Below are 24,111 nucleotides of genomic sequence, written 5' to 3' on the forward strand. Positions count from 1 at the left end.
AGGAGTCGTCCATGCCGCAACCGACCTACGATCTCGTCGTATTCGGCGCCACCAGTTTCGTCGGGCAGATCCTGGCCCGCTATCTGTCCGACTATCTGCCGGACGCCGGTGCCGGCGAAACGCTGCGGTGGGCGATCGCGGGACGATCCGACGCGAAGCTCAGGCAGGTCAGGGATACGCTCGGCGCGGCCGCGCAGTCGGTGCCGATCATCGTCGCCGACGCGGCCGACGAGACGCAACTCCGGGCGCTGTGCGCGCAAACGCGGGTGGTGGTGTCCACGGTCGGCCCCTACGCGCTGTACGGCGAGCCGCTGGTCCGGGTCTGCGCGCAGACCGGCACCGACTATTGCGATCTCACCGGCGAAACGCAGTGGATCAAGCGGATGATCGACAAGTACGAGCCCGCGGCCCGCCAATCGGGCGCGCGCATCGTGCATTGCTGCGGCTTCGACTCGGTGCCGTCCGACATGGGCGTGTTTTTCCTGCAGCAACAGGCTCGGCAGCAGTGGGGCGTGCCGGCCGCTCACGTGAAGATGCGCGTGAAAGCGCTGAAGGGTGGTGCATCGGGCGGCACCGTGGCCAGCGTGATCAACGTGGTGCGAGAAGCGGCGGCCGATCCGGCATTGCGCCGCGAACTGCTCGATCCTTATTCGTTGTGCCCGCAACGGCATGGTTTCACCGTGCGGCAGCATGCGGTTCGATCCGCCGAATTCGATCGCGACTGTGATGCGTGGATCGCGCCGTTCGTGATGGCGGCGATCAACGAGCGTGTCGTGCATCGCTCCAATGCGCTGGCCGGCCATGCGTACGGCAGCCGCTTTACCTATGACGAAGCCGTGATGACGGGCACGGGTCTGAAGGGGCGCATGACCGCGCTGACGATGGTGGCGGGCCTCGGTGCATTCATGGTCGGCGTCCTCATCGGGCCGGTGCGCGGCCTGATGGAGCGCTTCCTGCTGCCGAAGCCCGGCGAAGGGCCGAGCGTGGACGCCCAACAGGCCGGCCGCTACGATTTGCGCTTCTTCGGCCGCGCCGACGACGGCCGAAGCTTGCGTGTGAAAGTCACCGGCGATCGCGATCCGGGCTATGGCTCCACCGGCAAGATGCTCGGTCAGGCCGCGATCAGTCTTGCACTCGATTGCAGCCGTGACGGCGTGAAGACCGGACGCGGTGGCGGGTTCTGGACACCTGCGACGATGTTCGACGAACGCTATATCGAGCGTCTGGTGCGCCATGCCGGGTTGCGCTTCGAGGTGATTTGAACGGAGCACGTCAGCAACCATTCGAGCCCGGCGGGGCGCGGTACCCGTCCCGGTAATACGCTCGCGGGCGCTACCGCTACACCCGGTTGCGCTTGCCCGCGCCCGTGCGGGCAGCGGTTTCGTCCAGAATCGTCGCCGCGAATTCGATGGCCGCCGGCATCCGCGCGTCGTGCATCATCACGAATTCCATCTCCGGCAGTTCCGGCAAGCCTTCGGGCAACCCCAGTTCGCGAAGCGTGTCGTCGATCGCGCTGCGCGGCACCGGCGCGATCGCGATGCCGGCGCGTGCGAAGGTGCGGATGCCGGTCACGCTGGGGCTTTCGCACGCGATCCGGTAGCGCATGCCGGCCAGCGCGAGCGCCGTGATGGCGGCGCCGCGGTACGGGCACGGATCGGGGAAACACGCGAGCGGCACGTCGCCTTCCGGAAGCGGCTCGTGGCGCGCGAACGCCCAGACGAGCGGCTCGTGCCACAACGTCGCGCCGTGGCCCGCGTGCGCGCACCGGCTGCCGATCACGAGATCGAATTCGCCGTTGGCGTGCCGCCGGAACAGGCTGTCGCCGATGTCGACGACCAGATCCAGCCGCAGGCCACGCCGCGCGGCGCCATGGCGGCGCATCAGGTCCGGCAGCCAGCCGCCTGCAAAGTCCTCCGACACGCCGATCCGCAGCTTGACGTCGGTGGTGTCACCCGTTCCCAGCCTGGCCCGCGCTTCCTCGCTCAGATTGAGCATCGCGCGCGCGTAGCCGAGCAGCGTCTCGCCATGCCCGGTGAGCGTGACGCTGCGCGTGTTGCGCACGAGCAGCGCCTGGCCGACCTGTTCCTCGAGACGAAGGATTTGCGCGCTGACCGCGGACTGGCTGAGGTTCAGCCGACGCCCGGCGCCGGTGAAGCTGCGCACGTCGGCAACCGCAACGAATGTATGAAGCAACGCCGTGTCGAGGGGAGCATTCATTTATCACCAATCCGGGTTAATCTGATCAATTAATATCGTTTCCGGATTATAGGACGACCCGATAGGCTGCGAAGCCAAGTGGGCGAGCGCGCATCCGGCGCGCCGTCGTCACTCTTGGCAAGGACCGACGCCATGACACGCGTGCTCTATATCGAAGGCTCACCCAACAAGGCCTATTCGGCGTCCATCGAGGTGTGCAATGCATTTCTCGACGCGTACCGGCAGGCCCATCCCGATCACGAGATCCGGACGCTCGATATCTGGGATCTGCCGATGCCCGAATTCGACGGCGCCGCGCTGGCCGCGAAATATGCCGGACTGAGCGGCACGGCGTTGACGTCGGAGCAGGCGGCGGCGTGGCAGCAGATCGAGCGGCTCGCGGCGCCGTTCCACGAAGCGGACAAGTTCCTGTTCGGCGTGCCGCTGTGGAATTTCAGCATTCCGTACAAGCTCAAGCACCTGATCGACGTGATCTCGCAGAAGGATGTGTTGTTCACGTTCGACGGAACGGGTTTCACCGGCAAGCTGGTCGGGAAAAAGGCGGCGGTGGTCTACGCGCGCGGGCTTGCCTATCAGTCGCCGGGTTCGTTTACGCCGGCCGCCGAATTCGATCTGCAGCGCCCTTACATGGAAACGTGGCTCAAGTTCGTGGGCGTGACGGACATCACGGGGATCGTCGTCGAGCGCACGTTGTTCGGTCCGGACGGGCGGGTCGACCGGAGCCGGGCGATCGACGAAGCACGAGCGATCGCACCGACGTTCTGACGTTGCTGGCGTGGGGCACCCGGCGCGGTGCACCCGGCGCGGGTCGAGCGTCAGCGCCCGCCGCGTGCGACGGCGAGCGCGACGCCGAAGCCCACCAGCAGGCATCCGAACGTGCGATCGATCCAGTGCCGCAGCGACAGCAGGCGATCGCGGACAGCCGTGGCCGAGAAACAGATCGCCACGAGGCTGAACCAGCCGGCATGGGCGGCCGCGATGAACGCGCCGTAGCCGATCTGCACGATCAACGGCGTGTCGGGCCGGACTGCCTGCATGAACAGGCTGACGATGAACACCGTGGTTTTGGGGTTCAGCGCATTGGTCAGGAAGCCCGTGCGCAGCGCGGCGAGATCGGACAGCGGCGCGACGCTCGTGTCGGCTTGCACGCTGCCGGCTTTCGTCATGAGCATCTTTGCACCGAGGTAGACCAGGTAGATCGCACCGATCAGCTTGACGGCATCGAAGAGCCACAGCGACTGACGGATCAGGAGCCCGACGCCCAGCAGCGTGTAGCTCACGTGGACCGTCACGCCGAGCCCGATCCCGCATGCGGTGAGCACGCCGGAACGACGCGACAGCATCAGGCTGTTGCGCGTGACCATCGCGAAGTCCGGCCCCGGGCTGACGACGGCGAGCAGCGTAATGGTGACTACGACTATCAATTCGGTCATGGCGTTGTTCCTGCGAAGGATAGGTTGATGGCACAATCGTATCGATCGTGCTTCATCAGGAAAAACGATGATTTCTGACCAGAATGGTGAGTCTGAATCACTATCGATTCGGACGAACCTGCCGTCGCTGATGGCGCTGCGCTGTTTCGAGGCCGCGGCGCGTCACGAGCATTTCAGTCGCGCGGCCGACGAGCTGTGCGTGACCCATGGCGCGGTCAGCCGCGCGGTGCGCTTGCTCGAGGACGATCTGGGCGTGGCGCTGTTCGAGCGGCGCAGCCGTCGCGTGTTCCTGACCGAAGCGGGCCGCACACTCGCGCAGGCCGTCCATGACGGCCTGGGCCTGATGCGTCACGCCGCCCACGCGTTGCGCGCCGAGGCCGCCCGTGCGCGGCGTTCGGTGCTGTCGTGCGAGCCGACGCTCCTGATGCGCTGGCTGATCCCGCGCTGGCCGGATTTCCAGGCGCGGCACGCGGGCGTCGATATCCATCTGGCCGCCGCGGGCGGGCCGTTCTCGTTCGACAGCGGTGTCGACATGGCGATTCGTCGCAACGATTTCGCGTGGCCGGCGGGATATCACGCCGAGCATCTGTTCGCCGAGCGGGTGGCGCCGGTTTGCCGGCCGGACAAGGTCGGTGCGTGGTTTGCGTCGCGGCGCGGCGGCCGCACGTTGAAGCCCGACGCTGCGCTGCTGCATACGCGGACCCGGCCGGACGCATGGAACGCGTGGGCGGGGGCGGCGAATCAGCCGGCCGTGAACGGGCACGGGCAGAAGTTCGATCATTTCTATTTCAGTCTGCAAGCGGCCGTCGCGGGGCTGGGGGTAGCGATCGGGCCGTGGCACCTGGTGCGCGACGACATCGAAAGCGGTGTGCTGGTTGCGCCAATGGGGTTCGTCGAGGATGGATCGGATTACTACCTGTTGACGCCGGCGCCGGTGGCGGACGGGAGTGCGCAGGCGGCGTTGTTGGGGTGGTTGAGGGGGCGGGTTTGACGGGGGCCGGTACTTCGTCGACGCTCGCTATCGATATCGACGCCCAAGACGATATTGTCGCTTATGGGGCAGACGCCATCTCGAATCGACATAGAGAATGCATGGTCTTGCCGATGCTTGCTCATGCCAGCCAGCGAACGGAAAATGCGTTGGCGGAGACGCGTTCGCAAGCCCGCCATTAGCGTGAACAGGCCCTGGCCCGACGCTGCATAGGGCGGCAGGATGTCGACCGGCTTTTATCGAAATGACGTGTCCCGGCGCGCGCACGTCGCTAAAAGAATCCCGATGCGTGCTTTACCGCCGCAACGAATCTGCGCCGATGAAGTCGCCGTCATTCTTCATCTTTTTGATACGGTTTTTAACGATGCACGCGCAAACCTGGGCGACGTCAGGCTGCAGCGACTATTTCCCCGTCGCGTTTAAATCTGCATCCTTTACCCGAAGGTCAACGACGAGGCGAAGCCATGCAACTTCAAACCGGTAATTTATTCAGCGTCGAAGGGCGGCGCGGCGGCGACGAGCGAATCGACATGCTCGTCGAGAACTCGCGCGTGAATGTCGAGCGAATCGTGTCGATGGGGCATGCGAGCCCGGCCGGGTTCTGGTATGACGACCCGCGGGCCGAATGGGTCGTGCTGCTATCCGGCGCGGCCGTGCTCGAATTCGAAGAGAATGCGACGCGGCTCGATATGCGCGCCGGAGATTACGTACTGATCGAGCCGCATTGCCGTCATCGTGTCGTATGGACGCGTGACGAATTGCAAACCGTCTGGCTTGCGATCTATTACGAACGCTGAAGAAAGGATGGGCGTGCGGCACGGTCGGTGGATCAATCCGTGCACGACACGCCGATCGGGCAAAACCTCGTCAACCGGAGCGGCCATGGAATACCGCCGGTATCGATGCCCCCAATCAATGCCCAACTTGCCGGGCAGCGTGTTGAATCACGCGCCGGCCCATGCGGGGAATCTTATTCCTGGATCAGGAATCGATTGCGATTCTTCGCATCCTTGATCCATGCGGGCGCGCGACCGCGGCCCGACCAGGTGGCCCCGGTCTTCGGATCGCGATACTTGGCCTGCACGGGGGCGCCCGCCTGTTTGGCCGGCCGACCGCGGCGCGTACCGAAAATGTCTTTTTCGGTAATGCCGTATTCCGCGACTTTGGTGCGGATGTCGTCGACGATCGCCTGGAATTCAGCGGCGCGCGCTGCTTCGGCTTTCTCGGCCAAAGCATCCATTTGGGCTTTCAGTTCCTTGTAAGTTGCCATATATCACTCTTCAGGTTGTGTCCATACATGATAGCGGTTTCAGCTGAAATAATGAAGAAAATTGCTCCGACTACGAATTCCATTGTCGATATCGCAATGGATGACTGCTTCGAACACCTGAGAAGTGGCTCGGCGGGATCGTTTGCGTCCGATCTTCTCGTGCGGGACAAGCTTCGGAGACTCAATTATTCTTTATCTTTTTTCAGAGGGATTGGGGAATTCACTGATGAACAGGGATGAAAAGCTGAAACAGGTCGCAGCCGAATTCGGATTCGATCCGGACGAAACGATCAGGATCGGCGGAAAGTACACGCCGGTCGTGATCGACGGAAGCACCGCCTACATTGCCGGCCAGGTGCCGCGAATCGGGGAAGTCGTGCATTTCGTCGGTATCGTCGGCGAATCCGTTTCACTCGAAGACGGCCGCCGCGCGGCCGGCATTTCCGCGCTGCGCGCGCTGGCGCTGATCCGTAAGCAGTGCGGCACGCTCGATGCGATCGCAACGGTGCCGCGCATGACCGTGTACGTGCGAAGCGCGCCCGGCTTCACGATGCAAAGCGAAGTGGCCGACGGCGCGTCGGACGTGTTGGTCGCGGTGCTCGGCGACGCCGGCGTCCATACGCGTTCGTCGGTCGGCGTGCTGCAATTGCCGAAGGGTGCGTCGGTCGAAGCCGATTTCATTTTCGGGCTGACTCGCGGCGGCGTCGCCGGTTGATTCGGGATCACCGCGGCGACGGGACAGCGGCCCGCGTTGTATCGATCAGTGCGCCTGCGCGAGCGGGCGGCGTCGGGCGTCATCCCGGTCCATTCGTTGAATGCGCGGAAGAACGAATTCGGATCCTGGTAACCGAGCAGGAGCGCGATCTGACTGTAGGGCAGGTCCGAGCGATCGAGGGGATGCCACGCGAGCTTCTCGCGGACTTCCGCCAGCAGGGTTTTGAAGTTCGCGCCTTCGTCGCCGAGCCGCCGCTGCAGCGTCCGCTTGCTGATCGCAAGCGTTTGCGCGACGCCGTCCGCGGTGGCTGGGGGCTGACGTCGCGCGGCAGCGTGACGGCGCGCGCCGACAGCTCGGTGCGGGTCGCCAGTCGCGCGAGTTTCACGAAGAAGCCGGGTTCGGCCGCGACCAGCGTGCCGGGCGGCGGGATGTCGCGCTCGAGGAAATCGACGGCGAGAGTCAGCGCGTCGGCCTCGTGCGACACGCGCAACCGGACCGGGCCGATCAGCGGCTTGAACTGGCCGATGCGCCGGAGCGCGATCTCCAGGTTCGGGCTGCACAACGCGGCGAACAGCGGCGGATCGTGCCGTTGCCCATTTGCCGCACGATCTCGAAGCTCTCCGACGTCGCGTACGGATTGATACCCGGCCCGATCACGAGCGACGGATTGATGGTCACGAGATCCCGGCGTTGCTGCGGGCGGGCAATCTTCCACGCTTCGCGCTCGGCAACGGTCTTCGAATACGAATAGGGCTGATGGGTCGGCGACGAGCTGGTGTTCCAGACCGCTTCGGTGAACACACCATCGGGCGTCACGGCGAGATCGGCATTGTCGCCGTAGATCGCCGCGCAACTGCGGGTCAGCACGACGCGCCGCACCGACGGCGTGCGGTTTGCCGTCTCGAGCACGTTGCGCGTGCCGAGCAGCGCCGGATCGACCAGCGCCTTCTTCGGATCGCGAACGGTGACGGTGAACGGCGACGCGGTGTGGAACACGGTCCCGCAACCCGCCATCGCGTCCGCGTACGACCCGGGTTCGAGCAGGTCCGCGCGGAAATGGCGGATCGTGCCGGGCTTGCCGGCCGCGATGCGCTGGAGGTGCGCGAGCTTGTCCGGGCTGTCGGGGTCGCGGACGGCCGCATGGACCGTCAGGCCGGCTTCGAGCAGCCGCTGCACGAGCCAGCCCGCGACGTACCCGGTCGCGCCGGTGACCATGACGGGAAGGTCGGTATCGATATTCATGAAGGAATTCCGTTGCAGAGGGGATGCGCCATTTGCGCGCCGCTTCACTCGCAAAGCGCGCCAATCGACATGCAGGGGCGACAGGCGGCGCGAGACTGGCACACCATGCCCGGCTTCCAGTCGAAGGGGCTACGACTGGAACGACGATGCCGTGCGTTGGAACATCGCAACGCGTGCGACGAAGCCGCACGTCGCTGCCTGCGGCCGATTCATCAGACGTGAAAGCGCACGCTTCGCCGGAATGCTCGCCGTCGTGCTGCTGCGCAACGAGCCGCCGCGCCAGCCGGCCGTTTTTACCCCGTCCTTTCCGGAAGTCATCGCCTGACCCATATCAACCGGCATCCCCAGTTTTGGGGATGCCGGCGCCGAACGGTGCGCCTACGATGGTCAACGGGGCATCGCGACCGGATGTCGCCAGGACAATCGGACAGGCCTGTCGTTCCTTTGTCGATCGCTGTGTGCGTCCGCACAATCGATTGACATGATCGGCGCGTACGCTGATGCGCAACGTATGCGGCGCGTCGTCGGCGCCGCGGACGATCGCGGGTGGGTGACGGAAGGCCTGATGTCGTATTTCGGGGAATTTCAATCGATATGCTCGCACGAGACTATGTGGAACGTGAGCTCTCTCACATCCAGAGAATGGTGGCGCTGCTGGACAGCGAGACGGCCGTCGTCGATGTGTCGATGTCGGGCGCGGGGCGCGTCCGGCATCCGAGATACTGGCGCGGGCGTATCGAGGAACTGCTGGCGACGCCCGACGTGCCGCGTCACGTCAGAAAGCTGAGCGAAGCGGTGCTCGCGAAGATCGACGAGATGGAAGCGCGGTTCACCGCGATGAAGTAAGTGCCTCGTCGGACCGGGCGGCCAAACGCGTTCCCGTCGCGTCGCCCGGTCGAAAACGAGCGTTACGTCTGACGAGAACCGGTAATAAGCGTGGTATTTCGATCAAACCTGCATCGGCAATTTGAACAATGAGGCCGATTGAGTAAGATGCCCGAACGGCGTTCGATAAAAACGCACGGCACGGGGTGGCCAGATGCAGATGAACGGGGTGGTTCCATCGACATGGATCGATGACGTCTACGCTGCGGCGCTGGGCGACCAGCGATGGGAAGCGGTGCTGGACGGGCTGCGTTTGTCCGTCGGCGTCCGCATGGCGACGCTGCTGTCGTTCGACGACGCGGCGCGGCTGCCGGCGATCGAGCGGGCGGCCGGCGACGATCCGTCATGGGTCGCCGCGTGCCACCGCCGCTACAACACCGAGTTCTACCTGTACGACCCGGTCGTGCCGGTTGCCGCCGACTGGCAGGCAGGGCGCTGGTTCGAGGACGTCAGGCACTTGTCGGTGCGGCAGCGCACACATGGCGTGTTCTATCGGGAATTCCTGCAGCCGTTCGGGCTTGGCAGCATCTCGGGCCTGTACATCCATCGCGGCGAGGGCGCCAGCGCTTTCCTCAGCGTACAGAGCGGCCTCGAATCGCAAGGGCTGTCCGACGAGCAGCGCCGCACCATCGAAATCATGGGCGCCCACATCAGCCGCGCACTGCGCATCCACGCACGCATCGGCGAGCTCGAAGCCCGCGTGGCCGCCGCGGAATCGGCGCTCGACGCGGTGCCCGTGCCGGTATTCCTGCTCGGCGCGCAGCGCGAGCTGCGCTATACGAACCGCGCGGCCGAGCAGCTGATCGCCGCCGAACCCGCGCTGCGGATCCTGAACGGCCGTTTCGCGCCGGAAGGCTGCGTCGACGATGCGCAATGGCGGCATGCATTCGCACGCGGCGGGCTGTTGCTGCGTCGTGCGACCGGCGAGCCGCTGCCGCTTGCGTTGATCCCCGTTCCCGAACAGTCGCGCCTCGCGCGCGAACGGCCCGGCGTCGCGGCGCTGATGACGGCCGCCGACCTGCGTTCGCCATCGGCGCGCGCGCAGCGCTTGCGGGTGTTCTACGGGCTGTCGTCGGCGGAAGCCGATCTCGCCGTGCTGCTGTGCTGCGACGGGCGCTCGCCGCAGGAATGCGCGGCGCTGCGCGGCGTGTCGATCGGCACGGTCCGCGCGCAGATCAAGTCGATCTACACGAAGACCGACGTGGCGCGCGCCGCGCAGCTGACGTCGCTGGTCATGCAGACCTGAGCGATCGATGCGCGCGGGCGCGCCTGCGTTTTTACCTATCCGCCGCCGATTCCCTGCAGGATCTTGCCGGTCCCGCCGCAGACGGTGCACGCCTGTCCCTCCACCATGCCGGTGCCGCGGCAGACGCGGCACGTGTCCTCGCCGATGCCCGGCGCGTCGGCAGGGCCTTCGTCGCCGGCGTTCGGTGGGGTAGCCGGGTCGGGCGGCGCTGATCGCTTCGTGATCGACATGACTGGCTCCTTTCGCGTTTCACGCGGTGGCGGCGCGCATCGCGCGTGCCTGTCAGGCGGCGCGCCCGTCGACCACGGATCGATCGCGCGGGTTATCGCGGCGGCGCGGCAATATTGTTGTCAGTCATCACATGACAACAATGAATGAAGCGAAAGAAGGCCGTCAGGCGGGTGGAAACTGCGACGTCGACGGCCAATCCGCTCGCCGAGCGTTTCCGGAAAACGTTTCGCAAAAAAGTACGAAAACGGAGCATCCAGCTTTCGGATTGCCCCGTAAGCGCTTGATGACAGACGTTATAGGGGTATGCACCAAGTGAGTTAAACGATTAACCGACGTACATTCGCTCCACACGTCATACGACGTATGACTCTGCGGTTCGGGGAAGCGCGTCGGGGAAGTCCGCGCGGGCCGCCGGATCGCCGCACAACAACGATCGACCATCCAGGAGACTCACCATGAAGCACCGATTCACCGGCTCCCGTACCGCCCTGGCCGTTGCCTTGATGGCCGGCTTCGCGCTGTCCGCGCAGGCGCGTGTGTTCCGCTCGGCGGACGTGCACGGCGACAATTTTCCGACCAACATGGCCGTGAAGTTCATGGGCGACGCGCTGTCGAAGCAGACGGGCGGCAAGGACTCGATCAAGGTGTTCGGCAACAGCGCGCTCGGCTCCGAGAAGGACACGGTCGACCAGGTGCGGATCGGCGCGATCGACATGGCGCGCGTGAACGGCGCGTCGTTCAACGAGATCGTGCCGGAATCGCTGATCCCGTCGTTCCCGTTCCTGTTCCGCGACGTCGACCATTTCCGCAAGGCGATGTACGGCCCGGCCGGCCAGAAGATCCTCGATGCGTTTACCGCGAAGGGGATGATCGCGCTGACGTTCTACGAGAGCGGCGCGCGCTCGATCTACGCGAAGCGCCCGGTGCGCTCGCCGGCCGACATGAAGGGGCTGAAGGTGCGCGTGCAACCGTCGGACCTGATGGTCGACGAGATCCGCGCGATGGGCGGCACGCCGACGCCGATGCCGTTCGCCGAGGTATACACGGGCCTGAAGACGGGCCTCGTCGATGCGGCGGAAAACAACCTGCCGTCGTACGAGGAAACCAAGCACTACGAAGTGGCGCCCGATTACTCGGAAACGCAGCATGCGATGACGCCGGAAGTGCTGGTGTTCTCGAAGAAGATCTGGGACACGCTGTCGCCGCAGGAGCAGGCGGCGATCCGGAAGGCGGCGGCCGATTCGGTGCCGTACTACCAGAAGCTGTGGACCGCGCGCGAGGCGTCCGCGCAGCAGCTGGTGACGAAGGGCGGCGCGAAGATCCTGCCGGCCGCGCAGATCGACCGCGCGGCATTCGTGAAGGCGATGCAGCCGCTGTGGACCAAGTATGAAAAGACGCCGCAGATGAAGCAGATCGTCGACGAGATCGAGGCCACCAAGTGACGCGTCGCACTTCGCTGAATGGCGCCGCGACCGTGGGCTCGCCGGACGCGGCGGCCGCCGACGGCGCGACGCCGTGCCGGCCGCACGCGGCCGCGCCGCGGCTGCGCTGCGTGAACGACGTGCTGTTCCGCGTGCTGGCCGTGATCGCGTCCGCGTGCCTCGCGGTGCTCACGGTGCTGGTGTTCTACGCGGTCGTGATGCGCTACGTGTTCGAGAACGCGCCGGATTTCGTCGAGCCGATCGCGCTGCTGCTCGTGATCGTGATCGCGATGTTCGGCGCCGCGATGAAGGTGCGCGACGGCGGCCACATCGGCCTCGATTCGCTGGTGCGCCGGCTGTCGCCGAAGGCGCGCACGGTCGTCATCGCGATCCAGCACCTGAGCCTGATCGCGTTCGCGATCATGATCATGATCGGCTGCGGCAGCATGGCCGCCGAGACGATGGGCGACCGCATCCCGATCATCGGGCTGCCCGAAGGCGTGCGCTACCTGATCACGATGCCCGCGGCGGTTGCGATCATCTTCTTCTCGCTCGAGCACCTGCTCGCGCTTCGTCGTTCTTCGTCGGGACAATAACGCCATGGAACTCGCGATCCTGTCCGTCAGTTTTCTGATATTCCTCGTGCTCGGCGTGCCCGTGTCGTTCGCGCTCGGCATTGCGTGCGTGCTGACCTACATGGTCGAGGGCCTGCCGATCGCGACCGCGATGCAGGCGATGATCTCTGGGATGAACGCGTTCTCGTTCCTCGCGGTGCCGTTCTTCATCTTCTCCGGCGAGCTGATGCTGCATGGCGGCATCGCGGACCGGATCCTGCGCTTCGCGCAGGCGACCGTCGGCCACTTCCGCGGCGGCCTCGGGATGGCGAACGTCGTCGCGTGCACGCTGTTCGGCGGCGTGTCGGGCTCGCCGACCGCCGATACGTCGGCGATGGGCGGCGTGGTGATTCCGCTGATGAAGCGCGAAGGCTACAGCGCCGCGTATGCCGTGAATGTGACCACGCACGCATCGCTCGCCGGCGCGCTGATGCCGACGTCGACCAACATGATCATCTACGCGTTCGCCGCGCAGGGCATCACCGGGATGCTGCACGGCCAGCCGGTGAGCGGCGTGTCGATCGGCGACCTGCTGTTCTCGGGGCTCCTGCCGGTGTTGTGGGTGATGGGCTTCGTGCTCGCCGCCGCGTACTGGCAGGCCGTGCGTCACGGCTATCCGCGCCGCGAGGACGGCTCGTCCGCGCTGCCGCGGTTTCCCGGCTGGTATGCGGTGCTGCGCAGCTTCGTCGGCGCGGTGCCCGGGCTGATGGTGATCGCGATCATCCTCGTGTGCGTCGCGAAGGGCATCGCCACCGCGACCGAAGCGGCCGCGATCGCCGTCGTGTACTCGCTCGTACTGACCGCGGTGGTCTACCGCACGCTGACGGCCGAGAAGCTGCGCCGCGCGCTGTCGCATGCGGCGCGCACGACGGGTGTCGTGCTGCTGCTGATCGCGGTGTCCAACATGCTGCGCTTCCAGATGTCGTACCTGGAGATTCCGGATGCGATCGAAGGGCTGCTGAAGCAGTCGACCGCGGCGCCGTGGCTGATGCTGCTGTACATCAACATCATCCAGGTGTTCCTCGGCACGTTCGTCGACATGGCCGCGCACATCCTGATCACGACGCCGCTGTTCCTGCCGATCGCGATGGCGTGCGGCGTCGGGCCGGTGCAGTTCGGGATCATGCTGCTGCTGAACTGCTCGCTCGGCCTCGTGCATCCGCCGATCGGGTCGGTGCAGTTCGTCGGCTGCGCGATCGGCAACGTGTCGATCGGCGAGACGACGAAGATGGCGTGGCCGTACTACCTCGCGATCTTCAGTGCGATCAACATCGTCACGTACATGCCGTTCTTCTCGACGTGGCTGCCGAGCCTGATCAGCGGGCACGCGGTGTTCTGACCGGATGTTTCGCCGTTCGCGGCGCCGGACGACCGAGGTGGTCCGGCGCCGCGTTCGCATCCGCGGTTTTATTTCTTCACTTCACGCCCCTCCCATGAAAACGACTTTCCTGCGGCGCGCCGTTGCGGCGGCTGCGTTGACGATGGCCGCGTCGCTCGCGCACGCGGCGACGTATGCGTACGTATCGAACAGCGACAGCCGCGACATCTCGGTGTTCGGCGTCGATACGTCGAACGGTGCGCTGACCGCGATCGAGACGGTGCCGGTCGGCGGCACCGTGATGCCGATGGCGCTGTCGCCCGATCATCGGCGCCTGTACGCGGCATTGCGCTCGACGCCGTATCGCGTCGTCAGCTTCGCGATCAATCCGCTCGACGGGCGGCTGATCGAGCTGGGCCGCGCGCCGCTCGCGGAGAGCATGGCGTACGTGTCGACCGATGCGTCGGGCCGCTACCTGTTCTCGGCGTCGTACGGCGGCAACCTGCTCGCGGTGAACCGGATCGGCGCGGACGGCGTCGCGGGCGACGTGCAGCAGACGGTGAAGACCGGCCCGATGGCGCACGCGATCCGCCAGTCGCCGGACGGCCGCTATGCGTTCGCGTCGGTGCTCGGCGCCGATGCGTGGCTGCGTTTGCCGTTCGATGCGTCGACGGGAACGCTGACCGACGATACGACGCCCGCGTACCGGCTGCCCGACAAATCGGGCCCGCGCCATTTCGTGTTCTCGTCGAATGGGCGCTTCGCTTACCTGATCGACGAACTCGACGGCAAGCTGCACGTGCTCGCGCTGTCGCGCGGCGGCGCCGACGCGCGGCCGATCCAGACCGTGTCGATCCTGCCGCCGGATTTCCATGGTGACAAGCCGTGGGGCGCTGACTTGCATCTCACGCCCGACGGCAAATTCCTGTATGCATCGGAGCGCACGTCGAGCACGCTCGCCGCGTATCGCGTCGACGCGAAGTCGGGCAGGCTCGCGCGGATCGGCACGTTCGCGACCGAGCGGCAGCCGCGCGGCTTCGCGATCGATCCGTCGGGCAAGTATCTGCTCGCCGCGGGGCAACTGTCGCCGACGCTGGCCGTGTACCGGATCGATCGCGATACCGGGCATCTCGACGCGATCGGCAAGTATCCGGTCGGCAAGGGCGCAAACTGGATCGAGATCGTCACGTACGACGGGACGAACTGATTCGGCGGGCGGCGCAACGGGCGGCGTCGATCGCGTGCCGCTCGTTGCGCGAACCGGATGCACACGCACGCGCGCGCTTGCGCGCGCCGCACGATCGCGCGGCGAAATTCCGGTCAATCGGCTCAAGTTGGCGTAATTGCCGTCGTTAACCGACAAGGGATAACTTCGGGAGTCGATTCGCCATGCGTGATCTGAAAGTGAAAAGCAGTTTGCTCGCCGTACTCGCTGCATTTGCCGCGATGATCGTCGTCGGCGGCATCGTCGGGATCGTCGCGCTCGGCGGCGCGAACACGAACGCGAAGCGCCTGCACGAAATCGCGGCGCAGACGTCGCTCGTCAACGACGCCTACAAGGACAGCACGCGTACGCGCTCGGCGCTCGTCCGCGCGTATTCGGCGCTGAAGGAGCACGACGATCCGGCCCAGCGCGACTCGGCGCTGCAAAGCGCGCAACGCACGTTCGACCTGTCCGCGAAGGAAACGCAGGCGTTCAAGGATGCCGCGCCGGTCGGCAGCCTCGGCGCGGACCTGAAGCAGGCGCTCGTCGAGTCGTCGACGCATCTCGCGAGCGTGCTCGCGCGGGCGGCCGATGCGCTGCGCAACGGCGACACCGCCGCGTATGCGGCGATCAACGACAAGGAAATCACGCTCGCCGGCCAGGTGTATTCGGCGAACGTCGAGAAATTCCAGCGCACCGCCAACCAACTGGCGGAAGACACGATCGACGCCGACAACGCCGCCTATACGCGCATCATCGCGATGGTCGGGATCGGCGTCGCGCTGGCGCTCGCGCTGATCGTCGCGACGCACTTCGCGCTGCGCGCGATCGTGTCGCGGCCGCTCGCGAACGCGGCCGCGCTGCTCGACCGCATCGCGTCGAACGACCTGACCGTGACGGTGCCCGATGCCGGCGGCAACGAAATCGGCCAGTTGTTCGCGGCGATGAAGCGGATGCAGGCGGGGCTCGCGGCGACCGTCACCGGCATGCGCGACAGCAGCGATGCGATTCATACGGCCGCACGCGAGATCGCGGCCGGCAACCTCGACCTGTCGAGCCGTACCGAGCAGCAGTCGGCGTCGCTCGAGGAAACGGCCGCGAGCATGGAGCAACTGACGTCGACGGTGCGCCAGAACGCGGACAATGCGCAGCAGGCGAGCACGCTCGCGGCCAGCGCGGCGGACCTCGCGCAGCACGGCGGCGAACTGGTCGGCCGCGCGGTCGACATGATGGGCGTGATCAACACGAGCTCGCAGAAGATCGCGGAAATCACCGGAATGATCGACGGGATCGCCTTCCAGACCAATATCCTCGCGCTCAACGCGGCGGTCGAATCGGCACGGGCGGGCGAACACGGGCGCGGCTTCGCGGTCGTCGCCGGCGAGGTGCGCACGCTCGCGCAACGCAGCGCGGGCGCCGCGCGCGAGATCCGGCAGCTGATCGGCGCGTCGATCGACGACGTGCGCGACGGCAATGCGCTCGTGACGCAGGCAGGGCACGCGATGGAAGAGATCGTGTCGTCGGTGCGGCGCGTGGCGACGATCATGACCGAGATCACGACGGCCACCGTCGAGCAGAGCGCGGGCATCGACCAGGTCGGGCAGGCCGTTACGCAGATGGACCAGATGACGCAGCAGAACGCCGCGCTGGTCGAACAGGCCAGTGCGGCCGCGACGGCGCTCGAGCAGCAGGCCGGTTCGATGCAGGTCGCGATGTCGGTCTTCCGGGTCGCGCGGGCGGGGTGAGCCGTCGGCCGAAGCTGCCGTGTTCGGCATGCCGCGCGAAGCGTTGCGGTCACCGGAGTCGGCACCGGTAGCCGCCGTCCCACTTGTATCGACATCGACATCGACATCGACATCGACGACCGCGCGCGGCCGTTCGTCACGGCCGCACGGAGCGACGCGAACGCTCACCTAACCCTGCGGTGCATCCCGCTCGGCGTCGCCATCCGATGCGTGATCGCCCGACCGATCGTTGCGCCAGTGCGCAAGCTCGCGCCACAGCGCCGGCCGCGCATGGTCACGCGGCGGCAATTCAATGACATACGCGACGCCGCGCACGTTGACCATCGCACCGGAGTCGGGCAGCGTGGAAATGCCCGCGGACGACGGATCGTCGTCCGGCTCGACGGCGACGGCGACGGCGACGGCGGGGCTGGGCGGGCGGGGCGACATCATACGAATTCTCCGTGGGGTGTCGAAGCGGTGCATCAGTAACGGACCCGCCCGACCAGGCCGAGCGGATCGATCGCGTGCTGGACGGCGCCCGCGAGTTGCCGTTGCGCGGCCGGCACGTGCTTGCGGTAGTACGCGATATTGACCGGCCCGACGCCATGCTCCGCGCTGAAGCAGCCGCCTGCCTGCACGACGCGGTCGTACAGCGCGCCGCGCAGCGCCACTTGCTGCAGCGGCCCGTAGCGTTGCGCCGCGGTAGGCGGAATCGACACGACGAGATGGCAGCCGCCGTCGCCGAAATGGCCGAACGCATGACAGCGCAGCGCCGGATGCGCGGCGGCGAGCCACTGCTCGGCATCGGCGACGAATCCGGCCAGCGCGCCGCGCGGAAACGACACGTCGAACGACAGCGGCAGGCCGTCCAGCGCGACCGCGGCCGGCAGCGCGTCGCGAATCCGCCAGAACCGTTCGGCCGGCGCGCACGCCGCGTCGAGTACGACGCGTTCGTTCGCGAGCGCATCGAGCGTCGCGACCGTGCGTTCCTCGAGCAGCGCATCGAGCCCCGGCATGCCGGTCGCGATTTCGACGAGCGCGTAGCATCCGGCTTCACCGGGCTCGAACGGCACGCGCAATGCCGGAAACGCCGCGGCGACGCAGCCGACCGTCGCCGCCGACATGAACTCGAACGCGGACACCATCTCGCCGAATGCGCGTTCGAACGCGAGCAGGCCGGCGAGCGCCGCATCGTACGACGCGAACGCGACGAACGCCGCGCACGACGACCGTTCGAGCGGCGCGAGCGCGAACGACACGGCCGTCACGAGCCCGTTCGCACCGTTCGCGCCGATGAAGCATTGCGCGACGTCGAAGCCCGCGTTGCGCTTGCGCAGCGGCGCGAGCGCGTCGATCACGGTGCCGGCTTCGTCCGCCAGCACGACTTCGACGCCGAGCACGTGACGGCGCACATCGCCGTACTTGACCAGGCGGCTGCCGCCCGCGTTCGCGCCGACGAGGCCGCCGGCCGCCGGATCGCTGCCGAGATCGATCGGCACGCAGAGGCCGGCTTCGCCCGCCACGCGATTGAGGTCGGACAGCCGCACGCCGGCGTCGACCGTGATGCTGCGATTGGCCGGATCGAACGCGCGAACGGCGCGCATCCGCTCGAACGACACCACGCATTGCGTGCCGCTGCGATCGGGCACGGCGGCGCCGACGAGCCCGCTGCGTGCGCCCTGGGCGACGAGCGCGATCCGGTGCGCGACGGCGACGCGGGCGAGCGCGCGCACGTCGGCGGTCGATGCCGGCCGCGCGACGCCGAGCGGCACGCCGCCGTGCTGCATGACGTCGGCCGCATACGGCTCGCAGGCCGTACCTTCGAGCCAGCCGTCGCCGAGCGCCGCGGCGAGCGCGTGCCGTTGCGCGGCGTGTGCCGCGTGTGTGGGCAACGCGTTCATCGTCAGCGTGCTCGCGCGAGCTGCTTGCGCAGCCGGCCGCGCACGACGACGAGCGCGATCAGCGGCACGACGCCGCCCCACAGCGGGCTGTGGCGCATCGCAATCGACACCGCGAGCGCGACGACGGTAACCGCAAGCAGCACGAGCGACAGCGAACGCGTGCGCGCATGGTCGACGAACGTGCCGTCGACGAAGCCGCCGTCCGACCAAGCGGTATGCACGATGCCGACCACCAGCACGCAGACGAGCATCGCGGCCGGCCCGAGTTCCTCGCCCCACAGACGGCTACCTGTCGGCGACACGAGCGCGAGCACCGCGCCGATCACGAGGAACAGGTCGACGCCGATCGCGATGCTGTTGCGCTCCGCGCGGCGCATCAGCCACGCGCCGTGCACGAGCGCGAGCACGCCGCCGATCAGGAACGCATGGGTCCAGCGCAGGTCCGGCTGCTCGGGGCCGAGCCGGCCGTAGAACAGAAACACGATCGCCGGCAGGAAGTTGCTCGCGTGCAGCAGGTAGTCGGTTATGGGATGGTTCGATTTCATCGGTGTCTCTCCTTCGTCGAAACAGCGTGGCGACGCGTCACGCGTCGTGCCAGCGGAACAGCCGCGCGGCGGCGAACAGGAACAGCGCGGTGCACGCGGCCATGCCGAGCAGTTGCGGCGCGAGCTGCGCGTACGGCGCGCCGTCGACCAGCGCGCCGCGCAGCGCGACCGCGAACTGGTTGGTCGGCAGGAACGCGAGCCCGGCCTTCAGCCACGCGGGTGCGTCGTGCATCGGGATCGTCAGGTCGCTGAAGAACAGCAGCGGGTAATACGTGACGTTGCACGCGAGTTCGGCCGCCGCGAGCGAGCGGGTGCGGCTCGCCAGCAGCACGCCGATGCTCAGCACCATCGCCGCGCCGAGCAGCACGATCGGCAACGCGCGCAGCCCGTCCGGCGTCGCGATCGGCAGCGCGATGCCGAACGCGACGCGCGCGACCGTCAGCAGCACGAGGGCCGACAGCGCCATCATCGCCATCCGCGCGACGATCAGCGCGGCGAGGAACACGCCGCGCGACACCGGGAAGCACACGTAGAGCTTGAACGTATTGCGCTCGCGCAGCGCGGCGATCGCGGTGGTCGTCGAATTGAGGCCGATCGCCATGAACGCCATCACCAGGATGCCGGTCGCGAAGAATGCGCCATAGTCGAACGGGCGGCGCGTGGGGGCGGCGTTCTCGAAGCGCGCCTGCGCGGCCGGCAGCCCGAGCCGCTGCGCGGCGCAGCGCGCGAGCGCGATCTCGACGACGCGCGACGCGGCCTTTACCGCGAGCGAGCCGTTGAAGTCGTAGCGGATCGTCGCCGGCGTGCGTTCGTCCGCGCCGAGCACGACGGTCACGCGATCGGCCGGCGCGCCGCGCCCGCCGAAGGTCGCCTTCACCGTGTCGCTGTGCGACAGGCTGGCGACGATCTGCGCCTGGCACGCCTGGTTGTACGGTGTCGCGCCGCCGGGCAGGTCGAACGCGAGGTCGGCCGTGCCGAGCGAGCCCGAGCCGCCGAACGCGAACAGCATCACGCTCAGCAGGAACACCGGGAACACGAGCGTCCAGAACAGCGACGAGCGACTGCGCAGATAGCCGAGCAGCTCGTTGCGCACGAGGATCAGGAACACCTTAGTCATGGGTCGGGCCCTCGGTGCACAGGCGCAGCAGGTCGCCCGGCGTGCTCGGCGCGAGCGCGAGATGCTGGATGCCCTGTTCGCCGACGATCCGGTGCACGTTCGGATGCAGCGTCGCATCGCCGAACGCCTCGACCACATGCGCGGCCGATACGCGCACGCCGGTCACGCCGGGCAGCGCCGCGAGCCGCTTGCGCAGCGCGCGCGCGTCGGCTTCGTCGCGGCAATGCAGGACCGCGCGCGCATCGCCGACGAGCCTGGCGCGCAGCGTGTCCTGGTCGCCCTGGTAGCGCACGCCGCCGTCGCGCACCCACACGAGATCGTCGACCACGCTCAGCTCTTCGTCGGAATGGCAGATCATCGCGACGCTCGTGCCGCTCGCGCGATGGCGCAGGAGGTCGATCACGACGCCCGCATAGCGGCGGTCGAGCCCCGTGAACGGCTCGTCGAGCACGGCCAGCTCCGGCCGGTGCGCGAGCGCGACGTACAGGTCCACGCGCTGGCGCTGCCCCTTCGACAGCGCGCGGCACGGCTTGTCGAGCAGTTCGGCGATGCCGAGCGCGTCGGTGATCGCCGCATCGGTGTGCGCGTACATTGCGCGGTGCAGCGCGACGATCTCCGACACACGCAGATGGTCCGGATACTCGACCTTCTGCAATTGCGCGCCGAGCCGCCGCAGCGACCGCGAATCGCGCATGAAGCGTTCGGCCGGCACGTCGAGCACGCGCACGTCGCTGCCGCCGCGCCGGAAGCCGAGCAGCGTCTCGAGCAGTGTGGTCTTGCCCGAGCCGTTCGGCCCCACGATCGCGGTGATCGCGCCGAGCCGGAACCGCACGTGGCGCGCGGACAAGCGAAAGTCGCCGGCCGCGACGTCGATCGCGCGTGCGCCGAGCGCCGCGCCCGGCGCATGCGCGTCGGGCAGCGGCGGCGTGCCCGCGCGCTGCGGCCGGTCGAACGCGGCGGGCGGGCCGAACATCGCGCGCACGGACGCAAGAAACGAAACGCTCATCGTCGGCATCCTCAGTCGAACAGCATGACCTGCGTGTCGCGCGCGCCCCGGTACGGGTTGCGGCCGTGCGCGACCAGCATGTTGTCGACGACGAGCACGTCGCCGGCCTGCCACGGGAACGCGCATTCCTCGTCGTCGAGCGCGTCGTAGATCGCCGCCAGATCGTCGAACGGCATCGGCGCGCCGTCGCCGTAGCGGATCTCGTACGGGAACGCAGCGCGCGCGCCGTAGATGCGCTGCAGGTAGCGATAGCTGAGCTCGCCCATCGAACGCGGGTTCGGGTGCTGCGCGCTCGCCTGGTTGAACCACACCGTCTCGCCGGTGCGCGGATGCGTGCGCAGCGCGCTGCCGACGTGCGACACGGTCACGCTGCCGTCGTCGAGCCAGCGGCAGCCGACGCCGCGTTCCGCACACAGCCGTTCGACCTCGTCGCGCGCCGTCGTGCCGAACGCGTCGTCCCACGGCCGGTGGTACGCGGCGAACGGCAGGTTCGGGTTCGCGGCGAGGCCGTCCGCGCGGTCGCCCGGCGCCGCGAAATTGCGCAGATACATCACGCCGCGCTCGGCGAACCGCGCGCGCAGCGCGGCCGGCACGCGCGCGGTCACGCGCCGCATGTCGCAGATCGGCGTTTCGCCGCCCGCGTCGGCCGGTTGCCGGCAGTAGAACGCGACGAGGCGCGGGAACGCGGGCATGTAGGCCATCTCCTGATGCAGCCCGATCCTGAACGGCGGCGGCATGCGGGTCGATTCATAGACCTGGCCGTCGATCTGCCGGCGCGGGGCGGCGCCGGCCGTATAACCGTTCGCGTGCGCCGGATACAGCGCGCCGAGGCGGCCGAACGCGGCGGTGTCGGGCACCGCGAAGCCGCGCCACAGCAGCGCGCCGCATGCATCGAGCAGCGTGTCGATCGTGTCGAGCCGCGAGCGGTACCACGCGACGAACATCTCCGGCGACGTCGCGAGTTCGGCGCTGCGCGGCGTCACGCACAGCGGCAGCGTCGCGCCGGGCGCGACCGGCGCGCACTGCACGTCGTCGGCGCCGAGCCGCACGGCCGCATGCGCGGCGAGGAAGGCGAGATCGGTCATCGCTCAGGCCAGCGCCGGTTTCTTCAGCAGGATTTCGAAGCCCAGCGCGCCGAGCCCCATGCTCGGGCTGTAGATCGACGCAACGGCAGTCAGGCCGGCTTCGGCCACCAGCGCATGCGCTTCGTCGAGCGTGATCTTTTCCTCGACGTGGGTCGGCGGATAGTCGGCGGCCGCGCGCATCTCGGTGAAGCGGTCGAGCAGGTGCTGCGGCGCGTCGCGGCGCATGTCGTGCACGAGCGCGATGCCGCCCGGCTCCAGCACGCGATACATCTCGGTCAGGCTGAGCGCCTTGTCGGGCAGGTGGTGCAGCGTCGCGCGGCCGACCGCCATCGTCAGCGTGCCGTCGTCGAACGGCAGCGCGAGTGCGTCGCCGACGCGCATCTCGATCGTGTCGGCGAGCCCCAGTTCGCGGATGCGCGGGCGGCCTTCGTCGAGCATCGCCGGATCGAGGTCGATGCCGACGTAGCGCCAGCCGCGCATCGCCGGATCGGTCGCGAGCCGCACCGGCACGACGCCGGTGGCCGTGCCGATATCGGCGATCGTGCCGGCCGTCATCCCGCGCGCGAGCTGGCGGATGCGACTGATGAACAGCAGGTCCCACGGTTCGAGCGTTTCGGTGGCGAAGCGATCGTAGTCGTTCGCCGGGCGCAGGTTCTTGAGCAGCATGACGTTCCTTGTGCGAAAGGGTGAGGGTTCACAGCCAGCCGACCGGCACGGCGGCCAGCAGCCGTCGCGCGGTCGCGCTGTTGACGCCGAACGCCGGGCGGCGGCGCCGTTCCACGGCATGCGCGGCCATCGCCGCGATGCGTGCGCCGAGCCCGACGCCGACGCCCCATGACGGCGCGGCGACGCCGAGTTCGAGCAGCGTCGCGGCGGTCAGGAAATCGATGTTCGGCCGCAGCGCGCGGCGCGCGTCGGCCTGCGCGCAGCACGCGTCGAACAGCGTCATGTATCGGCCGTCGAAGCGTGCTTCCGTCAACCGGCCACGTATGTGCGGCGGACGCGGATCGGCGACGAACAGCGGATGGCCGAAGCCGTACAGCGTACGTTTCGCGTCGACCGCCGCGTCGATCGCCGCGCGCCCGGCCGTATCGAGCGCCGCGGCCCGCGCACCGGCGCCGCCCGGCACCGACTGCGCGAGCGCGGCGAGCCACTGCATCGCTTCGAGCGCCGCGCCGACGTGCGACGGCCCGCTCGCGAGAAAGCCGGATGCGACGGCCTGGGTCAGCGTGACGCCGGTGCCGATCGCGACGCGCGGCGCGAGCACGGTCGGCGTGATGTAGCCGAAGCCCGCGTGCCACGCGACGAGCAGCATGTCCATCGCCGCTTGCGCCGGTGCGTCGTGGCGCGTCGCGCCGGTCAGCACGAGCATGCGTTGCGCTTGTGTTTGCGCTGCGTCGAGCGCCGTGCTGCCAGCGCCCGCGCCTGCCGCGAACGGCCGGCCCTCGATCGCCGCATGCAGTAGAAACGGTGCGGCGGCCGCGCATCGCAGCATCGTGTCGAGATCGGCATCGTCCGGCGCCGCGCCATGTACGCGTGCGGTCACGTCGTCGAGGCCGCGCAGCAGGCCGGACGCGGCCGCGAACACCGGAGCGACGCCGGCCGCGCCGAGCTCGGCCGCGACCGACTGCGCGACCGAGCCGGGCGCCAGTGCGTCGGCGAACGCGGCGAGCCGCGCGCCGATCGTCGCCTCGTGCGCGCGATGGTCGGTGCTGCCGGGCGCGACGTCGAACCACAGATGCGCGAGCGCGCCTTCGAACGTCGTCGCGCCGATCAGCGCGTTCAGGTCGAGATCGCGCACGCGCAGCGCTTCGGGGTCGAGCGTCGCGCCGTCGATGTCGGTGCCGCGATGGCGCGTCGCCGAGCGGCCGAGCAGGTTGCGCGGCGCATCGTCGGTCGCGGCGATGGTGGCGGAGGTGCCGTAATCGAGCGTCGTGTCCATG

The 24,111-nt window shown here is 67.9% G+C and carries 26 protein-coding genes and 1 pseudogene; 13 read left to right on the top strand and 14 right to left on the bottom strand.

Annotation, left to right across the window (positions count from 1 at the left end):
- The first annotated feature begins 11 nt into the window (after window positions 1-11).
- Window positions 12-1,262 (top strand): saccharopine dehydrogenase NADP-binding domain-containing protein, encoded by a 1,251-nt coding sequence (locus GJG85_RS31210; protein ID WP_204384734.1) that lies wholly within the window; start codon window positions 12-14, stop codon window positions 1,260-1,262.
- A 76-nt stretch (window positions 1,263-1,338) separates the two neighbouring features.
- On the opposite strand, the gene GJG85_RS31215 is transcribed toward GJG85_RS31210, so the two are convergent.
- Window positions 1,339-2,217 (bottom strand): LysR substrate-binding domain-containing protein, encoded by an 879-nt coding sequence (locus GJG85_RS31215; RefSeq protein WP_089490118.1) that lies wholly within the window; start codon window positions 2,215-2,217, stop codon window positions 1,339-1,341.
- A 132-nt stretch (window positions 2,218-2,349) separates the two neighbouring features.
- Between GJG85_RS31215 and GJG85_RS31220 the strand changes: the two genes are divergently transcribed.
- Window positions 2,350-2,982 (top strand): NAD(P)H-dependent oxidoreductase, encoded by a 633-nt coding sequence (locus tag GJG85_RS31220; protein ID WP_089490117.1) that lies wholly within the window; start codon window positions 2,350-2,352, stop codon window positions 2,980-2,982.
- Window positions 2,983-3,032: 50 nt separating this feature from the next.
- Here GJG85_RS31220 and GJG85_RS31225 read toward each other — a convergent pair whose 3' ends face one another.
- Complete coding sequence (locus tag GJG85_RS31225; RefSeq protein ID WP_089490116.1) at window positions 3,033-3,650, bottom strand: LysE family transporter; 618 nt, start codon at window positions 3,648-3,650, stop codon at window positions 3,033-3,035.
- 67 nt (window positions 3,651-3,717) lie between these two features.
- Between GJG85_RS31225 and GJG85_RS31230 the strand changes: the two genes are divergently transcribed.
- Together GJG85_RS31230 and GJG85_RS31235 are read left to right on the top strand one after the other, a co-directional pair.
- Window positions 3,718-4,641, top strand: a complete 924-nt coding sequence (locus tag GJG85_RS31230) for a LysR family transcriptional regulator (protein WP_089490115.1) — start codon at window positions 3,718-3,720, stop codon at window positions 4,639-4,641.
- A 464-nt stretch (window positions 4,642-5,105) separates the two neighbouring features.
- On the top strand, window positions 5,106-5,438 hold the full coding sequence (locus tag GJG85_RS31235) for a cupin domain-containing protein (RefSeq protein WP_204384735.1): 333 nt from the start codon (window positions 5,106-5,108) through the stop codon (window positions 5,436-5,438).
- Between the two features lie 173 nt (window positions 5,439-5,611).
- Here GJG85_RS31235 and GJG85_RS31240 read toward each other — a convergent pair whose 3' ends face one another.
- On the bottom strand, window positions 5,612-5,911 hold the full coding sequence (locus tag GJG85_RS31240) for an H-NS histone family protein (protein WP_050013598.1): 300 nt from the start codon (window positions 5,909-5,911) through the stop codon (window positions 5,612-5,614).
- Between the two features lie 226 nt (window positions 5,912-6,137).
- Between GJG85_RS31240 and GJG85_RS31245 the strand changes: the two genes are divergently transcribed.
- Window positions 6,138-6,626: a RidA family protein gene (locus GJG85_RS31245; protein ID WP_089490114.1), complete on the top strand. Its 489-nt coding sequence runs from the start codon at window positions 6,138-6,140 to the stop codon at window positions 6,624-6,626.
- A gap of 119 nt (window positions 6,627-6,745) precedes the next feature.
- Here the strand turns inward: GJG85_RS31245 and GJG85_RS31250 are convergent.
- Window positions 6,746-7,186 (bottom strand): annotated as a pseudogene (locus GJG85_RS31250) (hypothetical protein); the annotation flags it as partial.
- The gene (locus GJG85_RS31255) at window positions 7,131-7,868 is read right to left on the bottom strand and encodes an NAD-dependent epimerase/dehydratase family protein (RefSeq protein WP_239469030.1); all 738 of its coding nucleotides are present in this window, start codon (window positions 7,866-7,868) and stop codon (window positions 7,131-7,133) included. The gene GJG85_RS31255 and the pseudogene GJG85_RS31250, both read right to left, overlap by 56 nt.
- Between GJG85_RS31255 and GJG85_RS31260 the strand changes: the two genes are divergently transcribed.
- From GJG85_RS31260 to GJG85_RS31270, 3 genes are all read left to right on the top strand, one after another.
- Window positions 7,867-8,193 carry a hypothetical protein gene (locus tag GJG85_RS31260; protein ID WP_124630049.1) on the top strand — a complete coding sequence of 109 codons (327 nt, stop codon included), beginning with the start codon at window positions 7,867-7,869 and terminating at the stop codon, window positions 8,191-8,193. The two genes, GJG85_RS31255 and GJG85_RS31260, sit on opposite strands and share 2 nt — an antisense overlap.
- A gap of 269 nt (window positions 8,194-8,462) precedes the next feature.
- On the top strand, window positions 8,463-8,714 hold the full coding sequence (locus tag GJG85_RS31265) for a hypothetical protein (protein ID WP_050013595.1): 252 nt from the start codon (window positions 8,463-8,465) through the stop codon (window positions 8,712-8,714).
- Window positions 8,715-8,907: 193 nt separating this feature from the next.
- The gene (locus GJG85_RS31270) at window positions 8,908-9,999 is read left to right on the top strand and encodes a helix-turn-helix transcriptional regulator (protein ID WP_050013594.1); all 1,092 of its coding nucleotides are present in this window, start codon (window positions 8,908-8,910) and stop codon (window positions 9,997-9,999) included.
- A 35-nt stretch (window positions 10,000-10,034) separates the two neighbouring features.
- Here the strand turns inward: GJG85_RS31270 and GJG85_RS31275 are convergent, their stop codons facing one another.
- A complete protein-coding gene (locus GJG85_RS31275; protein WP_050013593.1) occupies window positions 10,035-10,229 on the bottom strand; it encodes a hypothetical protein in 195 nt (64 codons plus the stop codon).
- A 456-nt stretch (window positions 10,230-10,685) separates the two neighbouring features.
- Between GJG85_RS31275 and GJG85_RS31280 the strand changes: the two genes are divergently transcribed.
- From GJG85_RS31280 to GJG85_RS31300, 5 genes are all read left to right on the top strand, one after another.
- On the top strand, window positions 10,686-11,672 hold the full coding sequence (locus GJG85_RS31280) for a TRAP transporter substrate-binding protein (RefSeq protein ID WP_050013592.1): 987 nt from the start codon (window positions 10,686-10,688) through the stop codon (window positions 11,670-11,672).
- Window positions 11,669-12,247 carry a TRAP transporter small permease gene (locus GJG85_RS31285; protein ID WP_089490111.1) on the top strand — a complete coding sequence of 193 codons (579 nt, stop codon included), beginning with the start codon at window positions 11,669-11,671 and terminating at the stop codon, window positions 12,245-12,247. The genes GJG85_RS31280 and GJG85_RS31285 overlap by 4 nt, the downstream gene beginning before the upstream one ends.
- A 4-nt stretch (window positions 12,248-12,251) precedes the next feature.
- Entirely contained in the window at window positions 12,252-13,604 is a 1,353-nt protein-coding gene (locus GJG85_RS31290; RefSeq protein WP_006481162.1) for a TRAP transporter large permease, read from the top strand.
- A 94-nt stretch (window positions 13,605-13,698) separates the two neighbouring features.
- Window positions 13,699-14,790, top strand: coding sequence for a lactonase family protein (locus GJG85_RS31295; RefSeq protein ID WP_050013590.1), 1,092 nt, complete (start codon window positions 13,699-13,701; stop codon window positions 14,788-14,790).
- Between the two features lie 182 nt (window positions 14,791-14,972).
- A complete protein-coding gene (locus GJG85_RS31300; RefSeq protein WP_050013589.1) occupies window positions 14,973-16,532 on the top strand; it encodes a methyl-accepting chemotaxis protein in 1,560 nt (519 codons plus the stop codon).
- A gap of 168 nt (window positions 16,533-16,700) precedes the next feature.
- Here GJG85_RS31300 and GJG85_RS31305 read toward each other — a convergent pair whose 3' ends face one another.
- Genes GJG85_RS31305 through GJG85_RS31340 form a run of 8 tightly spaced genes read right to left on the bottom strand, consistent with a single transcriptional unit; the run spans window position 16,701 to window position 24,110 of the window.
- The gene (locus GJG85_RS31305) at window positions 16,701-16,964 is read right to left on the bottom strand and encodes a hypothetical protein (protein WP_204384737.1); all 264 of its coding nucleotides are present in this window, start codon (window positions 16,962-16,964) and stop codon (window positions 16,701-16,703) included.
- A gap of 32 nt (window positions 16,965-16,996) precedes the next feature.
- Window positions 16,997-18,415 (bottom strand): FAD-binding oxidoreductase, encoded by a 1,419-nt coding sequence (locus tag GJG85_RS31310; RefSeq protein WP_204384738.1) that lies wholly within the window; start codon window positions 18,413-18,415, stop codon window positions 16,997-16,999.
- 2 nt (window positions 18,416-18,417) lie between these two features.
- On the bottom strand, window positions 18,418-18,960 hold the full coding sequence (locus GJG85_RS31315) for a permease (protein WP_124555100.1): 543 nt from the start codon (window positions 18,958-18,960) through the stop codon (window positions 18,418-18,420).
- Between the two features lie 37 nt (window positions 18,961-18,997).
- Entirely contained in the window at window positions 18,998-20,077 is a 1,080-nt protein-coding gene (locus GJG85_RS31320; protein ID WP_124592601.1) for an ABC transporter permease, read from the bottom strand.
- On the bottom strand, window positions 20,070-21,083 hold the full coding sequence (locus tag GJG85_RS31325; RefSeq protein ID WP_050013653.1) for an ABC transporter ATP-binding protein: 1,014 nt from the start codon (window positions 21,081-21,083) through the stop codon (window positions 20,070-20,072). The genes GJG85_RS31320 and GJG85_RS31325 overlap by 8 nt, the downstream gene beginning before the upstream one ends.
- 11 nt (window positions 21,084-21,094) lie before the next feature.
- The gene (locus GJG85_RS31330) at window positions 21,095-22,168 is read right to left on the bottom strand and encodes a TauD/TfdA family dioxygenase (protein ID WP_050013584.1); all 1,074 of its coding nucleotides are present in this window, start codon (window positions 22,166-22,168) and stop codon (window positions 21,095-21,097) included.
- Between the two features lie 3 nt (window positions 22,169-22,171).
- Window positions 22,172-22,834 carry a class I SAM-dependent methyltransferase gene (locus GJG85_RS31335; RefSeq protein ID WP_050013583.1) on the bottom strand — a complete coding sequence of 221 codons (663 nt, stop codon included), beginning with the start codon at window positions 22,832-22,834 and terminating at the stop codon, window positions 22,172-22,174.
- Between the two features lie 28 nt (window positions 22,835-22,862).
- A complete protein-coding gene (locus GJG85_RS31340; protein ID WP_204384740.1) occupies window positions 22,863-24,110 on the bottom strand; it encodes a citrate/2-methylcitrate synthase in 1,248 nt (415 codons plus the stop codon).
- Between the last annotated feature and the right edge of the window lies 1 nt (window position 24,111).

The organism is Burkholderia sp. MS389, from assembly GCF_016899425.1.
Lineage (GTDB): Bacteria > Pseudomonadota > Gammaproteobacteria > Burkholderiales > Burkholderiaceae > Burkholderia > Burkholderia sola.